Genomic DNA, 16704 nt, shown 5'->3' on the forward strand with positions numbered 1-16704 from the left:
CGGCGGCCTCTGGGATCCTGTCCGCATGCGTTTCCGGGCGGCGGTCCGCAGCGTCGTGACCGCGATCAACGGCACCACCCTCATCGGCCTGGCCGTGGCGAAGGCGGGCGGCGCGACGCTGCGCCGCGCGGGCGACGGCCGGCTCATCGCCGAGGGATACCGGCTCCGGGTCCCGAAGCAGAGCTGCTTCACGATGGGCTCGGTGATCCTGACCAGGCGCTCCGCCGACTGGCTCCTGCACGAGCAGCACGTCGACCTGCTCGACCACGAGACGAAGCACGTCTTCCAGTACGCGCTGCTCGGCCCGCTGTTCTGGCCCGCGTACTGGCTGGCGTGCGGCTGGTCGTACGCCCGAACCGGCACGTACGGCCTGCGCAACGTCTTCGAACGGCACGCGGGCCTGGAGTCCGGCGGCTACGTCAGGTCAGCTTCAGCTGCCACTGCACGAAGCCGTCCACCGGGCGGTAGCCCATCGCCACATTGATGGCGATCATGTGCGTGTTGGCCGCGGCGTTCCAGGTGTCGACGGCGGTCAGCGCGGGGTGCGCGGCGACGAACCGCAGCAGGTTCTCGATCTTGACGAGCAGGCCCAGCCGGCGGCCGCGGTGCGGCGGGTCGACGAGCGTGATGCCCTGCCAGCAGTGCCAGTCGCGGCCGCCGTCCTGCACGAGCGTCGTCCACGCGACGAGCCGGCCGGACTCCTCGTGCACCGCCCCGGCGTGCCAGGCGGTGCGCCCGCGGCTGCGCTGGTCGGCCTCGATCTCGCGGATCCGGGCCGCGTCGGGGCGCTCGGGCTCGACCTCCAGGTCGCCCATCGGGGCGTCGGACAGCAGCCGGCCCTCCAGGTAGGCGACGTCGTCGACGTAGGCGTCCGGGGCGCGGTCCTCCCAGAACACCACCCGGTAGCCGGCCGCAGCGGTGCGCGCCCCGGCGAGCATCCGGTCGAGCCGCGGCCGGTCCAGCGCGGTGACGTCGAGCCGGTGGCGGATCTCCGGCAGCGCGGCCTCGGCGCCCATGGCCTCGGCGAAGCCCGGCCCGGCGCCGTCGTGCGGCGCACCGCCGCCGCCCGGCAGCTCGCGGGCGATGCTGACGCCGACCATGACCCGCCGCCCGTCGGCGCGCGCCCGGCCGGACAGGTGCGCGTGCAGGGCCCGGCCGACGCCGCGGCGGCGCAGCTCGGGGTGCACGAACAGGTCCACCGTGCACAGCTCGGGGTTGTCGTCCTGCGGCAGGTGCAGCTGGCCGTAGCCGGCCGGCCGGCCGTCGAGGCGGGCCAGGAACCGCTCGGTGCGCCGGCCCGGCCGGTCGTGGTGCAGGGCGTGGAAGAACCACGCGCGGGTGGTCTCCGGGAAGTCCGGCAGGTCGTGCAGCGACGACAGGCGCCAGATGTCGAAGGCGAGCTCGCCGTCGGAGTCGGCGAGCGGGGCGACGGCGATGGTCATGCCGTCGAGCCTGCCCGCCGCGCGCCACCGGCGCGACCGAGATTCGGCCGGGGATCCGGTGGGAGTTTGGTCGGGAGGACGCCCGCACAGTGCCTCCGGCAGCTGGGTCGTTGGGCGCCTCGGTGAGATTGTCGCCAAGCTCTGATGAGGGCCTCGTACGGCGGCGCGTCCTCCCGCACGGAGCATCCTGCGAGATCGCGAACAGGCCGTCAACCCCTCGCAACGGGATTTCTTGAACCCACGGCGAGAGGCCGACTACTGGCCGCTACGTTCCGGCCGGTCGTCCGCCCAGCTCAGACCGGACGGACGTACCCGTCCGGGTCAGCCCAGCAGACCCGCGTCGCGCGCCCCGCGCAGCGACGGCTTGATCCGATACGTGGGACCGACGAGCCCGGCGACCGCGTCGAGCGTCTTGAGGCCCTCGCCGGTGTTGAAGACGACCGTCTCCTTCTCCGGGTCGAGCTTGCCGCTCTCGACGAGCTTCTTGAGGACGGCGACGGTCACGCCGCCGGCGGTCTCGGCGAACACGCCCGTCGTGCGGGCGAGCAGCCGGATGCCCTCGCGGATCTCGTCGTCGTCGGCGTAGTCCATCCAGCCGCCGGTGCGCCGCACCGCCTCCAGCGCGTACAGGCCCGCGGCCGGGTCGCCGATGTTCAGGCTCTTGGCGATGCCGGTCGGCTTCACCGGGACGATCGTGTCGGTGTCGCCGTGCAGCGCCACCGCGATCGGGTTGCACCCCAGCGACTGCGCCCCGAACACCGTCCAGCCGTTCGCCGGCGCCTCCACCAGGCCGATCTCGACCAGCTCGGTGAACGCCTTGTCGACCTTCGTCAGCAGCTCACCCGACGCCATCGGGATCACGACCTGCTCGGGGATGCGCCACCCGAGCTGCTCGGCCACCTCGTAGCCGAGGGTCTTGGAGCCCTCCGCGTAGTACGGCCGCACGTTCACGTTGACGAACGCGGTGTCCTCGAACTCGTCGGTCTCGACCAGCTCGCTGCACAGCCGGTTCACGTCGTCGTACGAGCCGTCGATGGCCACCAGGTCGCCGCCGTACACCGCGGTCGTGATGACCTTGCCCTGCTCCAGGTCGCCCGGGATGAACACGATCGACGGCACCCCGGCGCGGGCCGCGTGCGCCGCCACCGAGTTCGCCAGGTTGCCCGTCGACGCGCACGCGAAGCGGGTGAAGCCGAGCCCGCGCGCGGCGGTCAGCGCGACCGACACCACCCGGTCCTTGAACGAGTGCGTCGGGTTGGCCGAGTCGTCCTTCACCCACAGCGGGGCGCGCAGCCCCAGCTCGGCGGCCAGCCCGGGCGCGCTGACCAGCGGCGTGAGGCCCGGGTCGAGGCTGACGCGGGTGGACGGGTCCTGGCCGGCGGGCAGCAGGGCGGCGTACCGCCAGATGTTCTGCGGCCCGGCCTCGATCTGCTCCCGGGTGACCCGCGCGAGCGCCGCCTGGTCGTAGGCGACCTCGAGCGGGCCGAAACACTCGAAGCAGGCGTGCTGGGCGGCCAGCGGGAACTCCGCGCCACAGCCGCGGCAGACGAGCGCGCGGGCGGGGCTGGTGGCGGCGGGAGCGTTGACGGTAGACGTCATGGGTGTGAGGTCCTCTCATCTTCCCCGGCATCGCGCAGGCACGCGGCGGGACGGAATTGGCACCTGCCGCGCCGCGCTCGTCGTCGAGCGCGCGTGGTGGTTGCCGGGGCGTCGTCGGGCCGTATCCCTCAGCCCCTCTGGATGAGGTATTCAGTTGTGACGCCGAGTTTACGGCGCGACGCCTTTTCCGTCAGGACCAAATCCCAGGGTGTGAGCGGAGTCGCGGCGCGCGGGGCATCAGCGCCGCCGGTGAGATCGGCAGGTGGTCGACGGCGACCGGCGCCGGGGTGGCCGGCCGCCGCATGGTCAGGTTGGCCGCGACCAGGGCGGCGACCGTCAGCGCCGCCCCCGCCAGCTCGACGGCGAGCGGACGGTGGCCGCGGGCGATCTGGACGGCGAACGTCACCACGGGCACCAGGTTCATGTAGAGCGCCGCGTTGGCCGGGCCGAGCCGGCGGGCGCCGGTGTTCATGGCCAGGACGGCGGCGACGGCGGCGACCAGCACGAGGTAGGTGAGCTGGGGCGCCACCGCGCCCAGGTCGGCGACGGCGGGCAGGCGCTGCCAGCCGGCGAGGTCGGCGACCAGGGCGGCGGCGACGATGGCCAGCGTGCCGGCCACCGAGGTCAGGGCGGTGTAGCGCAGCGGCGACCAGGCCGGGAAGCGGCTGGAGCCGTGCGCGTAGATGGCCCAGCTGACCACCGCGGCGAGCATCACGAGCTCGCCGCCGCCGATCGCGGCGAGGCCGTCGAGGCGGCCGCGGGTGAGCACGAGGCCGACGCCGGCGAACGCCACCGCGGACAGCCCGACCAGCAGCGGGCTGGGCCGCACCCCGTCGCGGGCCCAGCGCACGAACTGGGTGATCACGGGGGTGGTGGCGGCGAACAGCGCGACGTTCTGCGGGCTGGCGACGCCGAGCGCCAGATTGGTGAGCAGGTTGAAGGAGGCGAAGCCGAGCACGCCGAGCACGAGGACCTCCCCGGCCCGGCCGGCGGGCCGCAGCGCCGCCGGGCTCTCCCGCCAGGCCAGGATGCCGACGAGGATGCCGGCGGCGAGCAGGTAGCGCACGGCGGTGAGGTTGAACGCGTCCACGGTGACGAGCGCGGTCGACAGGATCGGGAACATGGCGCCCCAGGAGAGCACCGCGAACAGCGGGAAGGCGGCGTCGGTGGCCGACGGGGACGGGGCTGCGGCGGTCGTGGACACGGCGGCCTCCTCGTTCGAATCGAGGCGTACTGTTCGAAGAAACTCGAACATCTCGGCCCGACTCTAGCAAGGTTCGACGCGATTCGAACAAGGGTTAGGATGGTGACATGGACCTCGACGAGCCCGCCCCGCGCGACGTGCCGGTCACCGCGATCCTCGCCGCGCTCGCCGACGAGAACCGCCTGGCCGTCGTCCGCGAGCTCGCCGACGGCAGCGAGCGGGCGTGCGGCACCTTCGTGCCGGAGTGGTCCAAGGCCACCCGCTCGCACCACCTGCGGGTGCTGCGCGAGGCGGGCATCACCCGCACCCGCGTCGCCGGCACCAACCGGCTCGTCAGCCTGCGCCGGGCCGACCTGGACGCCGCGTACCCCGGCCTGCTCGACGCCGTGCTGACCGGGGCCGCGCGGGTCAGCTCGTGACGTCCTTGCGGGTGAAGCGCCAGAATGCCAGCGACCAGAACAGCGTCGCGTAGGCGATCGCCGAGATCGCGCCCTTGACGATGTCGTCGGTCTGCGGCGGCGTCGACAGCAGGCCGAGCCAGGCGGTGCTGAAGTGGGTCGGCAGGAAGTCGCGGATGACGCCGAGCGCCGTGATCTGGTCGAGGATGCTCGACACGATCCACAGCAGCACCGCGCCGCCCACCGCGCCGAGCGCCGCGTCGGTCAGCACCGACAGCAGGAACGCCAGCCCGCCCACGGCCAGCAGCACCACCGCCAGGTAGCCGAGGATGGCGAGCAGCCGCAGCGTGCCCTCGCCCGCCGGGATCTCCGCCGCGATCGTGCTGCCCAGCGGGGCCCAGCCGTAGCGCAGGGTCCCCAGCAGCATCGCCGTGCCGGCGAGGGTCAGCAGCGCCAGCAGCGAGTAGCCGAGCGCCACCACCAGCTTCACGCCGAGCAGGCGGGCGCGCGGCACCGGCACCGCCAGCAGGTACCGCAGGCTGCCCCACGACGCCTCGCTGGCCACCGTGTCGCCGAAGAACAGCGCCACCACCACGACGAGCAGGAACGACGCCGAGACGAACAGGCAGAACAGGGTGAAGTTCAGCCCGCCCGAGGTGGCCAGCTCGACCAGGCTGGAGAACTCGCCGCCGCCGTTGTCGTCGTCGCCGTCCCCGCCGAACTCGAACGCCACCAGCACGATCACCGGCAGCAGCGCCATGAAGCCCAGCGCCAGCTGGGTGCGCCGGCGCGACGCCTGGCGCCGCACCTCCGCCCAGATCGGCAGCGTGCTGCCCGGCCGGTAGCCGGTCGCGGCCGCGGTCATCGGTCCCCACTCCCTCGCGAGTTGTCGCCCACCAGGGCCAGGAACGCGTCCTCGAGGCGGCGCCGCGGCACCACCCGGTCGACGCCGACGCCGGCGCGGACCAGCTCGGCCACCACCTCCGTGCGCGGCGTGCCGTTCATGTCCACGACCAGCCCGCCGGTGCCCTCCGCCGTCACCGACCGCACGCCGAGGCGCTGGAGCACCTCCGTGGCGACGGCCTGGTCGGACACGTCGAGCTGCACCGACGGCGAGTCGCCGACGATGTCGTCCACCGGGCCCGACGCGACGATCCGGCCCTTGTTCACCACCACGGCGTGCGTGCAGGTCTGCTCGACCTCGGCCAGCAGGTGGCTGGACACCAGCACCGCCCGGCCGTCCGTGGCGTACCGCTTGAGGACGCGGCGCATCTCGGCGATCTGGGGCGGGTCGAGCCCGTCCGTCGGCTCGTCGAGCACCAGCAGCTCCGGCAGGCCCAGCATCGCCTGGGCGATCGCCAGCCGCTGCCGCATGCCGTGGCTGTAGTTGTTCGTCCTGCGGTGGATCGAGTCGCCGAGGCCGGCGATCTCCAGCGCCTCGTCGAAGCGGGCGTCCGCCCACGGCCGGCCGGTCGCCGCCCAGTACGCGCGCAGGTTCTGCTCGCCGGTCAGGTGCGGCAGGAAGCCGGGCCCCTCGACGAGCGCGCCCAGCCGCGACAGCACCGGCGAGCCCGGCACCAGCTGGTAGCCGAACACGCGCACCTCGCCTGCCGTCGGCATGGTCAGGCCCATGAGGACGCGCAGCGTGGTGGTCTTGCCGGCGCCGTTCGGCCCGAGCAGGCCGACGACCTGCCCGCGCTCGACCCGGAAGTCGACCCGCTCCACGGCCACGAACCCGTCGCCGTACGCCTTGCGCAGCCCCGTCACCACCAGCGGCGTCTCCGCCGTGGCGGGGTCGACCGCGTCGACGCGGCGCCGGTTGCGCACCCGCAGCACGATCAGCACCGCGGCCAGGCCGAGCAGGATCGCGGCGATCAGCCCGATGAGGACGTACCGCCAGATCGCGGCCGGGGTGGCGATCGGGTCGCCGGTCAGGGTCGGCAGGCCGACCGGCGCGGCGCCGACCGGGCCGGCGCCCGCCGGGCCGACGGCGACGGTGTAGACGGTCGGCTCGGCCGGCGTGGTGAAGCCCTGGTCGGACGTCGCCACCACGACCGCCAGCCGGTTGCCGGCCTCGATCCGGCGCACGATGCCCGGCAGCGTCACCGTCACCGGCTGCGCCTGCGCGATGTCGGCGGGCAGCCCGGTGAGCCGCACCGGCGCGACCAGCCCGCCGGACAGCGTCACGCCGCCGGCGGTGTCCACGTCGTACAGCTTCACGAACAGGGTGGCCTCGCCGGTCGGCGACGCGGCCCGGATCTGCACGGTCGGCGAGCCGCCCACCTCGACGGCCTCGGCCAGCGGCTCGGACACGAAGCGCGCGTGCTGGCCCGCCAGGTCGCCGGCGACGCCGCTGAGCAGGTCGCTCAGGCCGCCGCCCAGCCCCGGCAGCGACGACAGCGCCGCCGGGTTGCCCGCGGGCGGGTTCGCGATCGGCTGCGCCGGGCCCGCCACCGTGACGTCGGTGCGGCCGCTGCCGTCCATGCCGGGGTAGGCGCCCACCGAGTACGCGTTCGTCACCAGGCCGCGGTCGAGGGCGTTGAAGCCCGCCACCCGCGACCAGGTGAAACTGCCGGCCGGCGCCTCGCCCTCGCCCTTCACGTGGTGCCCGAGCCACTGCGCCAGCAGGAACTTCACCCGGTCCTGGTCGGTCTGCGGGCCGCTGCCGCCGTCGTGGCCGCCGGTGAACCAGGCCACCCGCACCGGGGTGCCGGTCGCCGCGATGCCACGCGCGTTCGCGTCGGCCTCCGCCAGCGGGAACAGCGTGTCCAGCGCGCCCTGCACCAGCAGCGTCGGCGCCTTGATCCGCGGCAGCACCGACTGCGGGCTGGAGCGGCGCAGCAGCGCCACCGACTCGGCGCTCGGCCGGCCCGTGGTCGCCATCGCCAGGTACGCCGCGCAGACGTCGCGGGCGAACCGGCCGCAGGACGGGTCGCCCGTGCTCACCCCCGGCGGCGGGCCGCCGGTCGGCAGGCTGTCCGTGGTGTCGCCGGCGCCGCCGTCGGCCTCCCCTTCTTCGTCCTCGCCGCCGGTCTGGCCGCCGGTCTGGCCGCCGGCGAGCGCGCCCAGGCCGCCGCGGCCGCCCGTGCCGCTGCCGAAGAAGACGCCGGCCCAGCCCTTCTTGAACACGCCGTCGGTCGGCTCCGCGCCCGTGGACTCCGGCACCAGCGAGCGGGCCAGGTCGTTCCACGTGATCATCGGGACGATGGCGTCCACCCGCTGGTCCTGGCCCGCGAGCAGCAGCGCCAGCGCGCCGCCGTACGACCCGCCGACCACGCCGACGCGGGGGTCGCCCGCCGCATCCGTGCGCACCTCGGGGCGGGCCGCCAGCCAGTCGAGCAGGCGCTGCGCGTCGCGCACCTCGTAGTCGGGGCTGTTCAGGTGGATCTCGCCCCCGCTGCGGCCGAAGCCCCGCGCCGTCCACGTCAGCACCGCGTAGCCCAGGCCGGCCAGGTCCTCCGCGTCGGTGCGCACCGACTCCTTGGAGCCGCCGAAGCCGTGCGCCAGCAGCACCGCGGGAACCTTGCCGGACCGCTCCTTCGGCAGGTAGAACCGGGTGTCCAGCTCCACCGGCTCGGTGCCCGACGGGCCGGACGCGACGGTCAGGCGCTCGTCGGTCGCGGTGAACGGCCGGGACTCCGGCAGCACGGCGACCGTCACCAGGCCCGCCACGAGCGCGACCACCACGGCACCGGCGATCACCCGGCGCCTGGTCATCCGGGGCAGGGCACGGCGAAGCCGCGCCGACAGGGCAGAAGGCATGGCGCTCACGCTACGGGCCGCGAACTGAGCGCACGCTGTGAACACCCGACGATGGCCCGCACCGCCGGCCCGGGCGCGCACCCGGCCGGAGTGTGGCCGGACCGATATCGTCGTCCGGGTGACCGACGACGATCTCACGCTGACCGCGAGCCTGCGGCCGGCGGCACTGGACGCGCGGCGCGGCATCGTGCGACTGCACCCCGAGGTGATGGCCGCGCTGGCCATCAACCCGGGCGACCCGGTGCGCCTGACCGGCCGCCGCAGCACCGCCGGCATCGCCGCGCGTGCGGAGCCGGGGGCCAGCCGGGCGCTGCTCTACGCCGACGACCTGGTCCTGGGCAACCTGGGGCTGCGCGACGGCGGCCAGGTGACGGTCGCGCCCATCCCGGTGGTGGCCGCCCGGCGGGTGACGCTCGCCGGCGGACCCGAGATCGTCGCGGTGGTGTCGCCCGAGATGCTGCGCCTGGCCCTGCTCGGCAAGGTGGTCAGCGCGGGTGACGACGTGTCGCTGCTGCCGCAGGACGTGCTGCCCGGCGCCGACAACCGCGACCTGGTCGAGGCCGCGCGCCGCAGCCTGGCCAACCGGGTCGGCTACGCGTGGACGAGCACGCTGCTCAGCGTGGTCGGCGTGGAGCCGGGCGACGGCGCGCTGGTCACCATGGACACCGTGGTCGCCTGGCGGGACGGCCAGGAGACCCACGCGCCGGGCACCCCGATGGGCGGCGTCCGGGCCCGGGGCGCCGGGGAGCCGGGCGGCCCGGGCGGGTTCGCCACCGCCGGCGGGCGGGCCCGGTCCCGGTCCGACGACGACGTGATCGACGGCGAGGTCGTCGAGGAGGTCCAGGAGTCCGGCGAGGCGGTGCCCACCCTGGACGACCTGCCCGGGCTCAAGGCGCAGGCGCAGGAGCTGACGGAGCTGCTCGACCTCGGCTTCCACCACCGCGAGGTGCTCACCCGGCTCGGCACCACCGTGTCGCTCGGGGTGCTGCTCACCGGGCCGGCCGGGTCCGGCAAGTCCGCGCTGGTCCGGGCCGTGGCGGCGGAGGTGGGCGCCCGCGTGACCACGCTGTGGGCGCCGGAGATCGCGGCCCTGACGAACGACGCGGCCGCGGGCCGGTTGCGCACCGCCGCCGCGGCCGTGCGCGAGGCCGCCGCGGTGCTGCTCGTCGCCGACGTGGAGGCGCTCGCGCCGCGGGAGGACCCGGGTCCGCTGGCGACGGTGTTCCGACAGGTGCTCGGCGAGCTGGTCCGGTCCGGCGCGGCGGTGGTGTGCACGACGAGCCGCCCCGAGTCGGTCGACCCGGCGCTGCGCTCCCCCGACCTGCTGGCCACCCAGATCGCGGTGCCGCTGCCGGACGCGGCGATGCGGCGCGAGCAGCTGGGGGTGCTGACCCGCGGCATGCCGCTGGCCGAGGACGTGCGGCTCGACGACGTCGCCGGGCGCACGCCGGGCTTCGTGGCCGCCGACCTGGGCGCGCTGGCCCGCGAGGCCGGGGTGCGGGCGGCGCTGCGGCAGAAGGAGGCGGAGTCGCCGACCGTGGCGGCGGAGGACTTCGAGGCGGCGCTCGACGTGGTGCGGCCGACGTCCATGGCCGACTCTACGCTCGAGGTGGCGGCGGTGACGCTCGACGAGGTCGGCGACATGGCCGAGGTGAAGCAGACGCTCACCGAGTCGGTGCTGTGGCCGCTGACCTATCCGGACACGTTCGCCCGGCTCGGCGTGCAGCCGCCGCGCGGCGTGCTGCTGTACGGGCCGCCCGGCTGCGGCAAGACGTTCCTGGTCAAGGCCATCGCGGGCACCGGCAAGGCGAACGTGCTGTCGGTCAAGGGCGCCGAGCTGCTGAGCAAGTGGGTCGGCGAGAGCGAGCGCGCGGTCCGCGAGCTGTTCCGCCGCGCCCGCGAGGCCGCGCCGACGCTGGTGTTCCTGGACGAGGTGGACGCGCTGGCGCCCACCCGCGGGCAGGCGTCCGACGGCGGCACCACCGACCGGGTGGTCGCCGCGCTGCTCACCGAGCTGGACGGGGTCGAGTCGCTGCGCAATGTCGTCGTCATCGGCGCCACGAACCGCCCCGACCTCATCGACCCGGCGCTGCTGCGCCCGGGCCGCCTCGAACGCCTCGTGTACGTGCCGCCGCCGGACGGCGAGGCCCGCGCGGCGATCCTGCGCGCCTCGTCGAAGGCCGTCCCGCTGGACGACTCGGTCGACCTGGACGCGCTGGGCGCCGAGCTGGACGGCTTCTCGGCGGCGGACTGCGCGGCGCTGATCCGGGAGGCGGCGCTGGCGGCGATGCGGGAGTCGCTGGAGGCGTCGGCGGTCACGGCGGCGCACGTGGCGACCGCCCGCGAGCGGGTGCGGCCGTCGCTGGACCCGGGCCAGGTGGCCTGGCTGGCCGCGTACGCCGACCAGCACGCGGCCCGCTGACCGTGGAGCGGATCGGGTCGGCCGCCGCGTCGGCGCAGGTGACCGGGCTGGGCTGGCGCTGCGTGCTGGGCGCGCTGCGCACCACGGTGCGGGTGGCGTCGCTGGCGGAGGGCGTCGAGGTGGCGGGCCGGGCGGCCGCGGCGACCGGCGGCTATCCGGGGCTGCGGGCGGACGTGCGGCACGACCGGGTGGGCCTGACGCTGCAGGACCCCGGCGTGGCCGACCTGACCGGGCGGGACGTCGCGGCGGCGCGCGCCGTCGCCGGGCTGGGCCTGCGGCTGGACCCGCTCGCGACGGGCACCCGGTCGGTGCAGGGCGTCGAGGTCGCGATCGACGCGCTCGACGCGGCGGCGATCCGGCCGTTCTGGCGGGCGGTGCTGGGCTACGCCGCCGAGCCGGGACGCGACGGGCCGGACGACGCGCTGGTCGACCCGGACGGGCAGGGCCCGGCGGTGTGGTTCCAGCGGATGGCGGAGCCGCGCCCGCAGCGCAACCGCGTCCACCTGGACGTGGCGGTGCCGCACGACGAGGCGGACCGGCGGGTGGCGGCGGCGCTGGCGGCGGGCGGGCGGCTGGTGTCGGACGCGCACGCGCCGCGGTTCTGGGTGCTGGCCGACGCGGAGGGCAACGAGGTGTGCGTGACGACCTGGCAGGGCCGCGACTGAGGCCCGGCGGCGAGGGGTCAGCGGCGGCGGGTGCGGGCGCGGGTGGCTCGCAGGCGGCGCAGCCGGCCGACCACGACCGGGTCCGCGGCCAGCGCGGCCGGGTTGTCGAGCAGGGCGTTCAGCAGCTGGTAGTAGCGGGTGGCCGAGAGGCCGAAGCGGTCGCGGATGGCCTGTTCCTTGGCGCCCGCGTGCTTCCACCATTGCTTCTCGAAGGCGAGGATCTCGGTCTCGCGCTCGGTGAGGGCGGGCGCCGCGCCGGCCTCGGCCGGGGCCTCCGGCGACGCGGGCTCCTCGCGCGGCGCGGGGACGCGCGCACCCGCCGGCGCCTCGGATCCGGGCACGTCAGAGGCGTCGGCGGGGTGCATGTCGCGAACCTACCTCACGTGATGTCCCGCCTCTTCATGGTCCACAGAGCCGGCACCAGAACGAGGACGACCGTGGCCAGCATGAGCCAGCCGGAGGTGTGCCACGTGATCTCCATCTTGGCCGGGACGCACCCGCCCCACCCGGAGGTGTCGCAGGAGTTGTAGTCCTCGATGGTGTACAGCTTGGCCATCCACGCGGTGATGTAGGTGGGGATGAGCCACGCCTCCATGAACTTCACCTCGGCCAGGTCGAGGGCGATGCCGACGGCGAACTGGACCACCACGATGACGCCGACCGCCGCGCCGAGCGCCATCGCCGTGTGCCGGCCCAGGGACGCCAGGGCGAAGCCGAGGACGCCGGCCGCCACGATCAGGGCGAGGGCGCGCAGGCCGGTGAGGCCCACCGACTGCCAGACGCCCGGGGTGACCTTGGCCGTGGTGCCGCGCTGCAGGGCGATGAACCAGAAGGCGGCCGTCCACAGCCCGGCGACGACGACCGAGCCGACGACGACCCAGGTGAGCAGGGCGGCGAGCTTGGTGCCGAGCACCTGCAGGCGGCGCGGCCGCCACAGCAGCAGGTTCATCATGCCGCCGCTGCTCCACTCGGCGCCCACGAAGGACGCCCCGGCGACGAACGCGACCAGGGCCAGGATGGCGGCGAACACCAGCCAGGTGGAGTCGAACTGATCGCGGAAGTCGAAGGTGGCCGGCATGAACCACTCGGTCTGCACCTCCTCCCGCGCCGGGGCGGTGATCTGGGCGCAGTCGGGCGGGAAGTTGCCGGCGTCCGCGGTGCCCTTGGCGGCCTCGCAGCGGGCGCGCTCCTCGTCGGCGTAGCGGACGTTCTCCTGCCAGCTCCTGGTGGCCTCGGCCTCGGCCGCGGCGACGGTGGCCGGGCTGACCTTCTGGTTGGTGAAGAAGGTGCCGACGGCGACCGCGGCGAGGACGAGCAGCCCGGCGACGACGGCCCAGCGGATGAGCCGGCGCTTGGCCAGCCGGCGGCTCTCGGCGGTGAACAGGCTCACTGACCCCACCGCCCCGCGGCCGGCGCGCCGACGGCGACGGACTGGTCGACCTGCCGGTGCGCGCCCTCGACGGGCGCGGTGCCGGTGAGCTGGAGGAAGACGTCCTCCAGGTCGGCGGCCATCGGGGCCAGCTCGCTGACCCAGTAGCCGCGCTCGGCGAGCACCCGGGTCACGAACGCGGGCCGGTCCAGCCCGGACACCAGCAGGTGGTCGTTCTCGACGGACACGTGCGCCCCCACCCCGGTGATGAGCTGGGCGGCGGCCGGAAGGTCGCTGACGGCCTCCAGGCGTACCCGGATGGTGGAGCTGGAGTTCGAGGCAAGCACGTCGGCGACGGACCCGTGGGCGACGCGGCGGCCCCGGGAGATGATCGTGACGGAGTCGCAGATCAGCTGGATCTCGCCGAGGATGTGGCTGGACAGCACGACGGTCATGCCGGACGCGGCGAGGTCGGCCATGAGCGAGCGCATCTCGCGGATGCCGCCCGGGTCCAGGCCGTTCGCGGGCTCGTCGAGGATGAGCAGGCGCGGGTTCTTCAGCAGCGCGGACGCGACGGCGAGGCGCTGCTTCATGCCCAGCGAGTACGTCTTGACGCGGTCCTTCGCCCGGTCGCGCAGGCCGACCAGCTCCAGCACCTCGCCGACCCGGATGCGGTCGACGCCGCCCGCGTCGGCCAGCAGCGACAGGGTGTCGCGGGCGCTGAAGTGCGGGAAGAACTGCGGGCTCTCCACGATCGCGCCGACCTGGCCGGCGACCTCGGGCAGCGAGGCGGGCACCTCGCGGCCGAGGATCGTCATGCGGCCGCCGTGCGGCTTGATGAGGCCGAGCACGGTGCGCAGCGTGGTGGTCTTGCCCGACCCGTTGGGCCCCAGGAAGCCGTGGACCTGACCGGCCTCCACGACCATGTCGAAGCCGTCGAGCGCCTTGCGAACGCCCCGTCTTCGCGAGCGGTAGGTCTTCTCCAGACCTTGGATCTCCAGTACGGCTGACATGCGGCGCATCATGTCAGGCGCACACAACCTCCACCCCCGCCTCGCGGAACGAGCGCACCTGCTCGGGCGCGGCGCCGGAGTCGGTGACCAGGGTCTCGATGCGCTCGACGGGGCAGATCCGGGCGAAGGCGTGGCCGCCGAGCTTCGAGGAGTCGGCGATGATGACGACGCGGCGGGCCCGCTCGACCATGAGGCTGTTCATGGCGGCCTCGCCCTCGTGGTGGGCGGCGGCGCCGAGCGTCGCGTCGAGGGCGTCGACGCCGAGCAGCACCACGTCGAGGGTGACCTCGCGCAGCAGCGCGCCGCCAAGCGGGCCGACCAGCTCGTACGACTGGGGGCGCACCACCCCGCCGGCCACCACGATCTTCATCCGGGACCGGACGAGCAGCTCGTTGGCGATGTTGAGGGCGTTGGTGACGATGGTCAGCTGGGCGCCGTCGCCGCTGGTGTTGAGGTCGGGGCGCACGGCGAGCGCGCGGGCGACCTCGGTCATGGTGGTGCCGCCGTTGAGGCCGACGACGGCGCCGGGCTGCACGAGCGCGGCGGCGGCCTCGCCGATGCGCTGCTTCTCGGCGGAGTGCTTGGCGCTCTTGTAGCGCAGCGGCAGGTCGTAGGAGACGCCGTTGGCGACCGCGCCGCCCCGGGTCCGGGTGATCATCTGCTGCTGCGCGAGCTGGTCGAAGTCCCGGCGGATCGTGGCCTGCGACACGGTGAGCCGGTCGGCGGCGTCCTCGACGGACACCCGGCCGTTCTCCGCAAGCAGCTCAAGTAGGGCATTCCACCGCGCGTACCGGTCCACCGGGAGCCTCCGATGCACGTACCGTGAGTAGTTGCGCGCACATTAGTGCGCGAAAGCCGACTTAGCAAAGCTCACACCTGCGCAAAGCCCAACGACCTGTTGCGTACGCGGCGACGTTCCGCGCAGAATGACGCGCGAAAGACCGATGGATCGAGCGCATATGCGCAGCATTCGTGGGGGGCGAAGGAACCGGATGAGCCACGTGAAAGCCGAGCTCGCCAGCCAGCCCGACTGCTGGCGCCGCGCCGCCGAGCTGTCGGCGGCCGACGGGCTGCCCGCCACGGGTGAGCGGACCGCCGTGGTCGGGTGCGGCACCTCGTGGTTCATGGCCAAGGCGTACGCCGCCCTGCGCGAGCAGGCCGGGCACGGCGAGACCGACGCCTTCCAGGCCAGCGAGTTCCCGGCCGCCCGGCCGTACGACCGCATCCTCGCCATCACCCGCTCGGGCACCACCACCGAGGTGCTCGACGTGCTCGCCGCCGCCAAGGCGCCCACCACGGTCATCACCGGCGAACCCGCCGGCAACCCCGCCGCGGGGCTGGCCCGCAGCACGATCGCGCTGCCGTTCGCCGACGAGCGGTCGGTCGTGCAGACCCGGTTCGCCACCAGCGCGCTGGCCCTGCTGCGCGCGCACCTGGGCGCCGACATCGAGGCGATCGCCGCCGACGCCGAGGTCGCCGTGCGGCTGCCGCTGCCGGTGCACCCCGCGCTGGTCGAGCAGGTCACCTTCCTCGGCCGCGGGTGGACGGTCGGGCTCGCCGACGAGGCCGCGCTGAAGTGCCGCGAGGCCGCCATGTTCTGGGCCGAGTCGTACCCGGCGATGGACTACCGGCACGGGCCGATCGCGGTCGCCGGCCCGCGCCGGGTCGTGTGGGCGTTCGGCGAGATCCCGCCCGGCCTGCGCGAGCAGGTCGAGGCCACCGGCGCCGCGTTCGTCCACAGCCGGTTCAACGGCGGGTACGCCGCGCTGGGCCGGTGGACCGGCGGGCGCGCCCCGCTCGACCCCATGGCCGACCTGATCGTGGCGCAGCGCTTCGCGGTGCTGCTGGCCACCTCGCAGGGCCTCGACCCGGACACCCCGCGGAACCTGACCCGTTCGGTCGTCCTGACATGACCACCATGGACGCGGTGATCGCCCTCGACGTGGGCGGCACCGGCATGAAGTGCGCCGTCGTCAAGCCCGACGGCACCGTCCACCACGCCGAGCGGCACCCCACCGGCGCCTCCCGGGGGCCGGACGCGGTCGTCGAGACCATCCTGGACGTGGCCGCGTCGCTCGCCGACCGGGCCCGCGCCGACGGCCTCACTCCGATCGCCGCCGGCTGCGCCGTGCCCGGCGTCGTCGACGAGGCCGGCGGCACCGCCGTCTGGTCGGCCAACGTCGGCTTCCGCGACGTGCCGCTGCGCAAGCTGCTCTCCGAGCGCCTCGGCGTGCCCGCCGCGCTCGGCCACGACGTGCGGGTCGGCGGCATCGCCGAGGCCCGGCTCGGCGCCGGGCGCGGCCACCGGCACGTGCTGTTCGTCGCGATCGGCACCGGCATCGCCGCCGCGCACGTGGTGGACGGCGCCGCGTTCGCCGGGGCGCACGGCGCCGCCGGGGAGGTCGGCCACATCGTGGTGCGCCCGGGCGGGCCGCCGTGCGGCTGCGGCAACCGCGGCTGCCTGGAGTCCATCGCGTCGGCGTCGGCGATCGGCCGCCGGTACACCGAGCTGTCCGGCATCACCGCCTCCGCCGCCGACGTCGCCGCCCGCTCCGCCGCCGGCGAGGAGCTGGCGAACGAGGTGTGGCTGGAGGCCGTCATCGCGCTGTCCGACGGCCTGCTCACCGCCCAGGCGCTGTACGACGCGGACGTCATCGTCGTCGGCGGCGGCCTGTCCGAGGCGGGCGAGGCGCTGCTCGGCCCGCTGCGCACCGCGCTGGAGGCCCGCGTGACGTTCCACCGGCCGCCGGACCTGGTGCGCGCCGGGCTCGGCGACGAGGCCGGCTGCCTCGGCGCCGCACTGCTCGCCCTCGACACCCTGGAGTAGCCC

At 74.8% G+C, this 16704-nt stretch carries 15 protein-coding genes and 1 riboswitch; of the genes, 6 read left to right on the forward strand and 9 right to left on the reverse strand.

From position 1 onward, the window contains the following. Positions 1-25 precede the first annotated feature (25 nt). On the forward strand, positions 26-484 hold the full coding sequence (locus Sya03_RS07460) for a hypothetical protein (protein WP_203937447.1): 459 nt from the start codon (positions 26-28) through the stop codon (positions 482-484). On the opposite strand, the gene Sya03_RS07465 is transcribed toward Sya03_RS07460, so the two are convergent. The 3 genes from Sya03_RS07465 to Sya03_RS07475 all read right to left on the reverse strand — a co-directional run bounded on the left by Sya03_RS07465 (position 420) and on the right by Sya03_RS07475 (position 4245). Continuing rightward, entirely contained in the window at positions 420-1628 is a 1209-nt protein-coding gene (locus Sya03_RS07465) for a GNAT family N-acetyltransferase (protein WP_370871913.1), read from the reverse strand. The genes Sya03_RS07460 and Sya03_RS07465 overlap by 65 nt on opposite strands. A 135-nt stretch (positions 1629-1763) precedes the next feature. Next, positions 1764-3041 carry a threonine synthase gene (gene thrC, locus Sya03_RS07470; protein WP_203937449.1) on the reverse strand — a complete coding sequence of 426 codons (1278 nt, stop codon included), beginning with the start codon at positions 3039-3041 and terminating at the stop codon, positions 1764-1766. A gap of 12 nt (positions 3042-3053) precedes the next feature. Next, a riboswitch (SAM riboswitch) is annotated at positions 3054-3189 on the reverse strand. A gap of 42 nt (positions 3190-3231) precedes the next feature. Beyond that, positions 3232-4245, reverse strand: a complete 1014-nt coding sequence (locus tag Sya03_RS07475; RefSeq protein ID WP_203937450.1) for a DMT family transporter — start codon at positions 4243-4245, stop codon at positions 3232-3234. A gap of 107 nt (positions 4246-4352) precedes the next feature. Between Sya03_RS07475 and Sya03_RS07480 the strand changes: the two genes are divergently transcribed. Further along, complete coding sequence (locus Sya03_RS07480; protein ID WP_203937451.1) at positions 4353-4664, forward strand: ArsR/SmtB family transcription factor; 312 nt, start codon at positions 4353-4355, stop codon at positions 4662-4664. On the opposite strand, the gene Sya03_RS07485 is transcribed toward Sya03_RS07480, so the two are convergent. After that, positions 4654-5508, reverse strand: a complete 855-nt coding sequence (locus Sya03_RS07485) for an ABC transporter permease (protein ID WP_203937452.1) — start codon at positions 5506-5508, stop codon at positions 4654-4656. The genes Sya03_RS07480 and Sya03_RS07485 overlap by 11 nt on opposite strands. Then, positions 5505-8405 (reverse strand): alpha/beta fold hydrolase, encoded by a 2901-nt coding sequence (locus Sya03_RS07490; RefSeq protein WP_203937453.1) that lies wholly within the window; start codon positions 8403-8405, stop codon positions 5505-5507. The genes Sya03_RS07485 and Sya03_RS07490 overlap by 4 nt, the downstream gene beginning before the upstream one ends. Before the next feature lie 118 nt (positions 8406-8523). On the opposite strand from Sya03_RS07490, the gene Sya03_RS07495 reads away from it, so the two are divergent. Continuing rightward, positions 8524-10827, forward strand: coding sequence for an AAA family ATPase (locus Sya03_RS07495; protein ID WP_203937454.1), 2304 nt, complete (start codon positions 8524-8526; stop codon positions 10825-10827). A 2-nt stretch (positions 10828-10829) separates the two neighbouring features. After that, complete coding sequence (locus tag Sya03_RS07500; RefSeq protein ID WP_239107187.1) at positions 10830-11492, forward strand: VOC family protein; 663 nt, start codon at positions 10830-10832, stop codon at positions 11490-11492. A gap of 17 nt (positions 11493-11509) precedes the next feature. On the opposite strand, the gene Sya03_RS07505 is transcribed toward Sya03_RS07500, so the two are convergent. Genes Sya03_RS07505 through Sya03_RS07520 form a run of 4 tightly spaced genes read right to left on the reverse strand, consistent with a single transcriptional unit; the run spans position 11510 to position 14673 of the window. Beyond that, on the reverse strand, positions 11510-11857 hold the full coding sequence (locus Sya03_RS07505) for a DUF3263 domain-containing protein (protein ID WP_203937455.1): 348 nt from the start codon (positions 11855-11857) through the stop codon (positions 11510-11512). Between the two features lie 14 nt (positions 11858-11871). Then, positions 11872-12882 carry an ABC transporter permease subunit gene (locus Sya03_RS07510; protein ID WP_203937456.1) on the reverse strand — a complete coding sequence of 337 codons (1011 nt, stop codon included), beginning with the start codon at positions 12880-12882 and terminating at the stop codon, positions 11872-11874. Continuing rightward, positions 12879-13874: an ABC transporter ATP-binding protein gene (locus Sya03_RS07515; protein ID WP_203937457.1), complete on the reverse strand. Its 996-nt coding sequence runs from the start codon at positions 13872-13874 to the stop codon at positions 12879-12881. The genes Sya03_RS07510 and Sya03_RS07515 overlap by 4 nt, the downstream gene beginning before the upstream one ends. Positions 13875-13887: 13 nt before the next feature. Continuing rightward, positions 13888-14673 (reverse strand): DeoR/GlpR family DNA-binding transcription regulator, encoded by a 786-nt coding sequence (locus tag Sya03_RS07520; RefSeq protein WP_203937458.1) that lies wholly within the window; start codon positions 14671-14673, stop codon positions 13888-13890. Positions 14674-14866: 193 nt separating this feature from the next. Here Sya03_RS07520 and Sya03_RS07525 point away from each other — a divergent pair, with 193 nt between their 5' ends. Further along, entirely contained in the window at positions 14867-15787 is a 921-nt protein-coding gene (locus Sya03_RS07525; RefSeq protein ID WP_203937459.1) for an SIS domain-containing protein, read from the forward strand. After that, positions 15784-16701: an ROK family protein gene (locus Sya03_RS07530; protein ID WP_203937460.1), complete on the forward strand. Its 918-nt coding sequence runs from the start codon at positions 15784-15786 to the stop codon at positions 16699-16701. Before Sya03_RS07525 ends, Sya03_RS07530 begins: the two co-directional genes overlap by 4 nt. Positions 16702-16704: the final 3 nt, after the last annotated feature.

It is taken from the genome of Spirilliplanes yamanashiensis, assembly GCF_016863475.1.
Lineage (GTDB): Bacteria > Actinomycetota > Actinomycetes > Mycobacteriales > Micromonosporaceae > Spirilliplanes > Spirilliplanes yamanashiensis.

Coding starts and splice junctions, on each gene's coding strand:
- Sya03_RS07485 (WP_203937452.1), bottom strand. CDS start 5,508: ATGACCGCGGCCGCGACCGGCTACCGGCCGGGCAGCACGCTGCCGATC.
- Sya03_RS07525 (WP_203937459.1), top strand. CDS start 14,867: ATGAGCCACGTGAAAGCCGAGCTCGCCAGCCAGCCCGACTGCTGGCGC.
- Sya03_RS07490 (WP_203937453.1), bottom strand. CDS start 8,405: ATGCCTTCTGCCCTGTCGGCGCGGCTTCGCCGTGCCCTGCCCCGGATG.
- Sya03_RS07465 (WP_370871913.1), bottom strand. CDS start 1,628: ATGCTCCGTGCGGGAGGACGCGCCGCCGTACGAGGCCCTCATCAGAGC.
- Sya03_RS07515 (WP_203937457.1), bottom strand. CDS start 13,874: ATGTCAGCCGTACTGGAGATCCAAGGTCTGGAGAAGACCTACCGCTCG.
- Sya03_RS07505 (WP_203937455.1), bottom strand. CDS start 11,857: ATGCACCCCGCCGACGCCTCTGACGTGCCCGGATCCGAGGCGCCGGCG.
- Sya03_RS07480 (WP_203937451.1), top strand. CDS start 4,353: ATGGACCTCGACGAGCCCGCCCCGCGCGACGTGCCGGTCACCGCGATC.
- Sya03_RS07460 (WP_203937447.1), top strand. CDS start 26: ATGCGTTTCCGGGCGGCGGTCCGCAGCGTCGTGACCGCGATCAACGGC.
- Sya03_RS07530 (WP_203937460.1), top strand. CDS start 15,784: ATGACCACCATGGACGCGGTGATCGCCCTCGACGTGGGCGGCACCGGC.
- thrC (WP_203937449.1), bottom strand. CDS start 3,041: ATGACGTCTACCGTCAACGCTCCCGCCGCCACCAGCCCCGCCCGCGCG.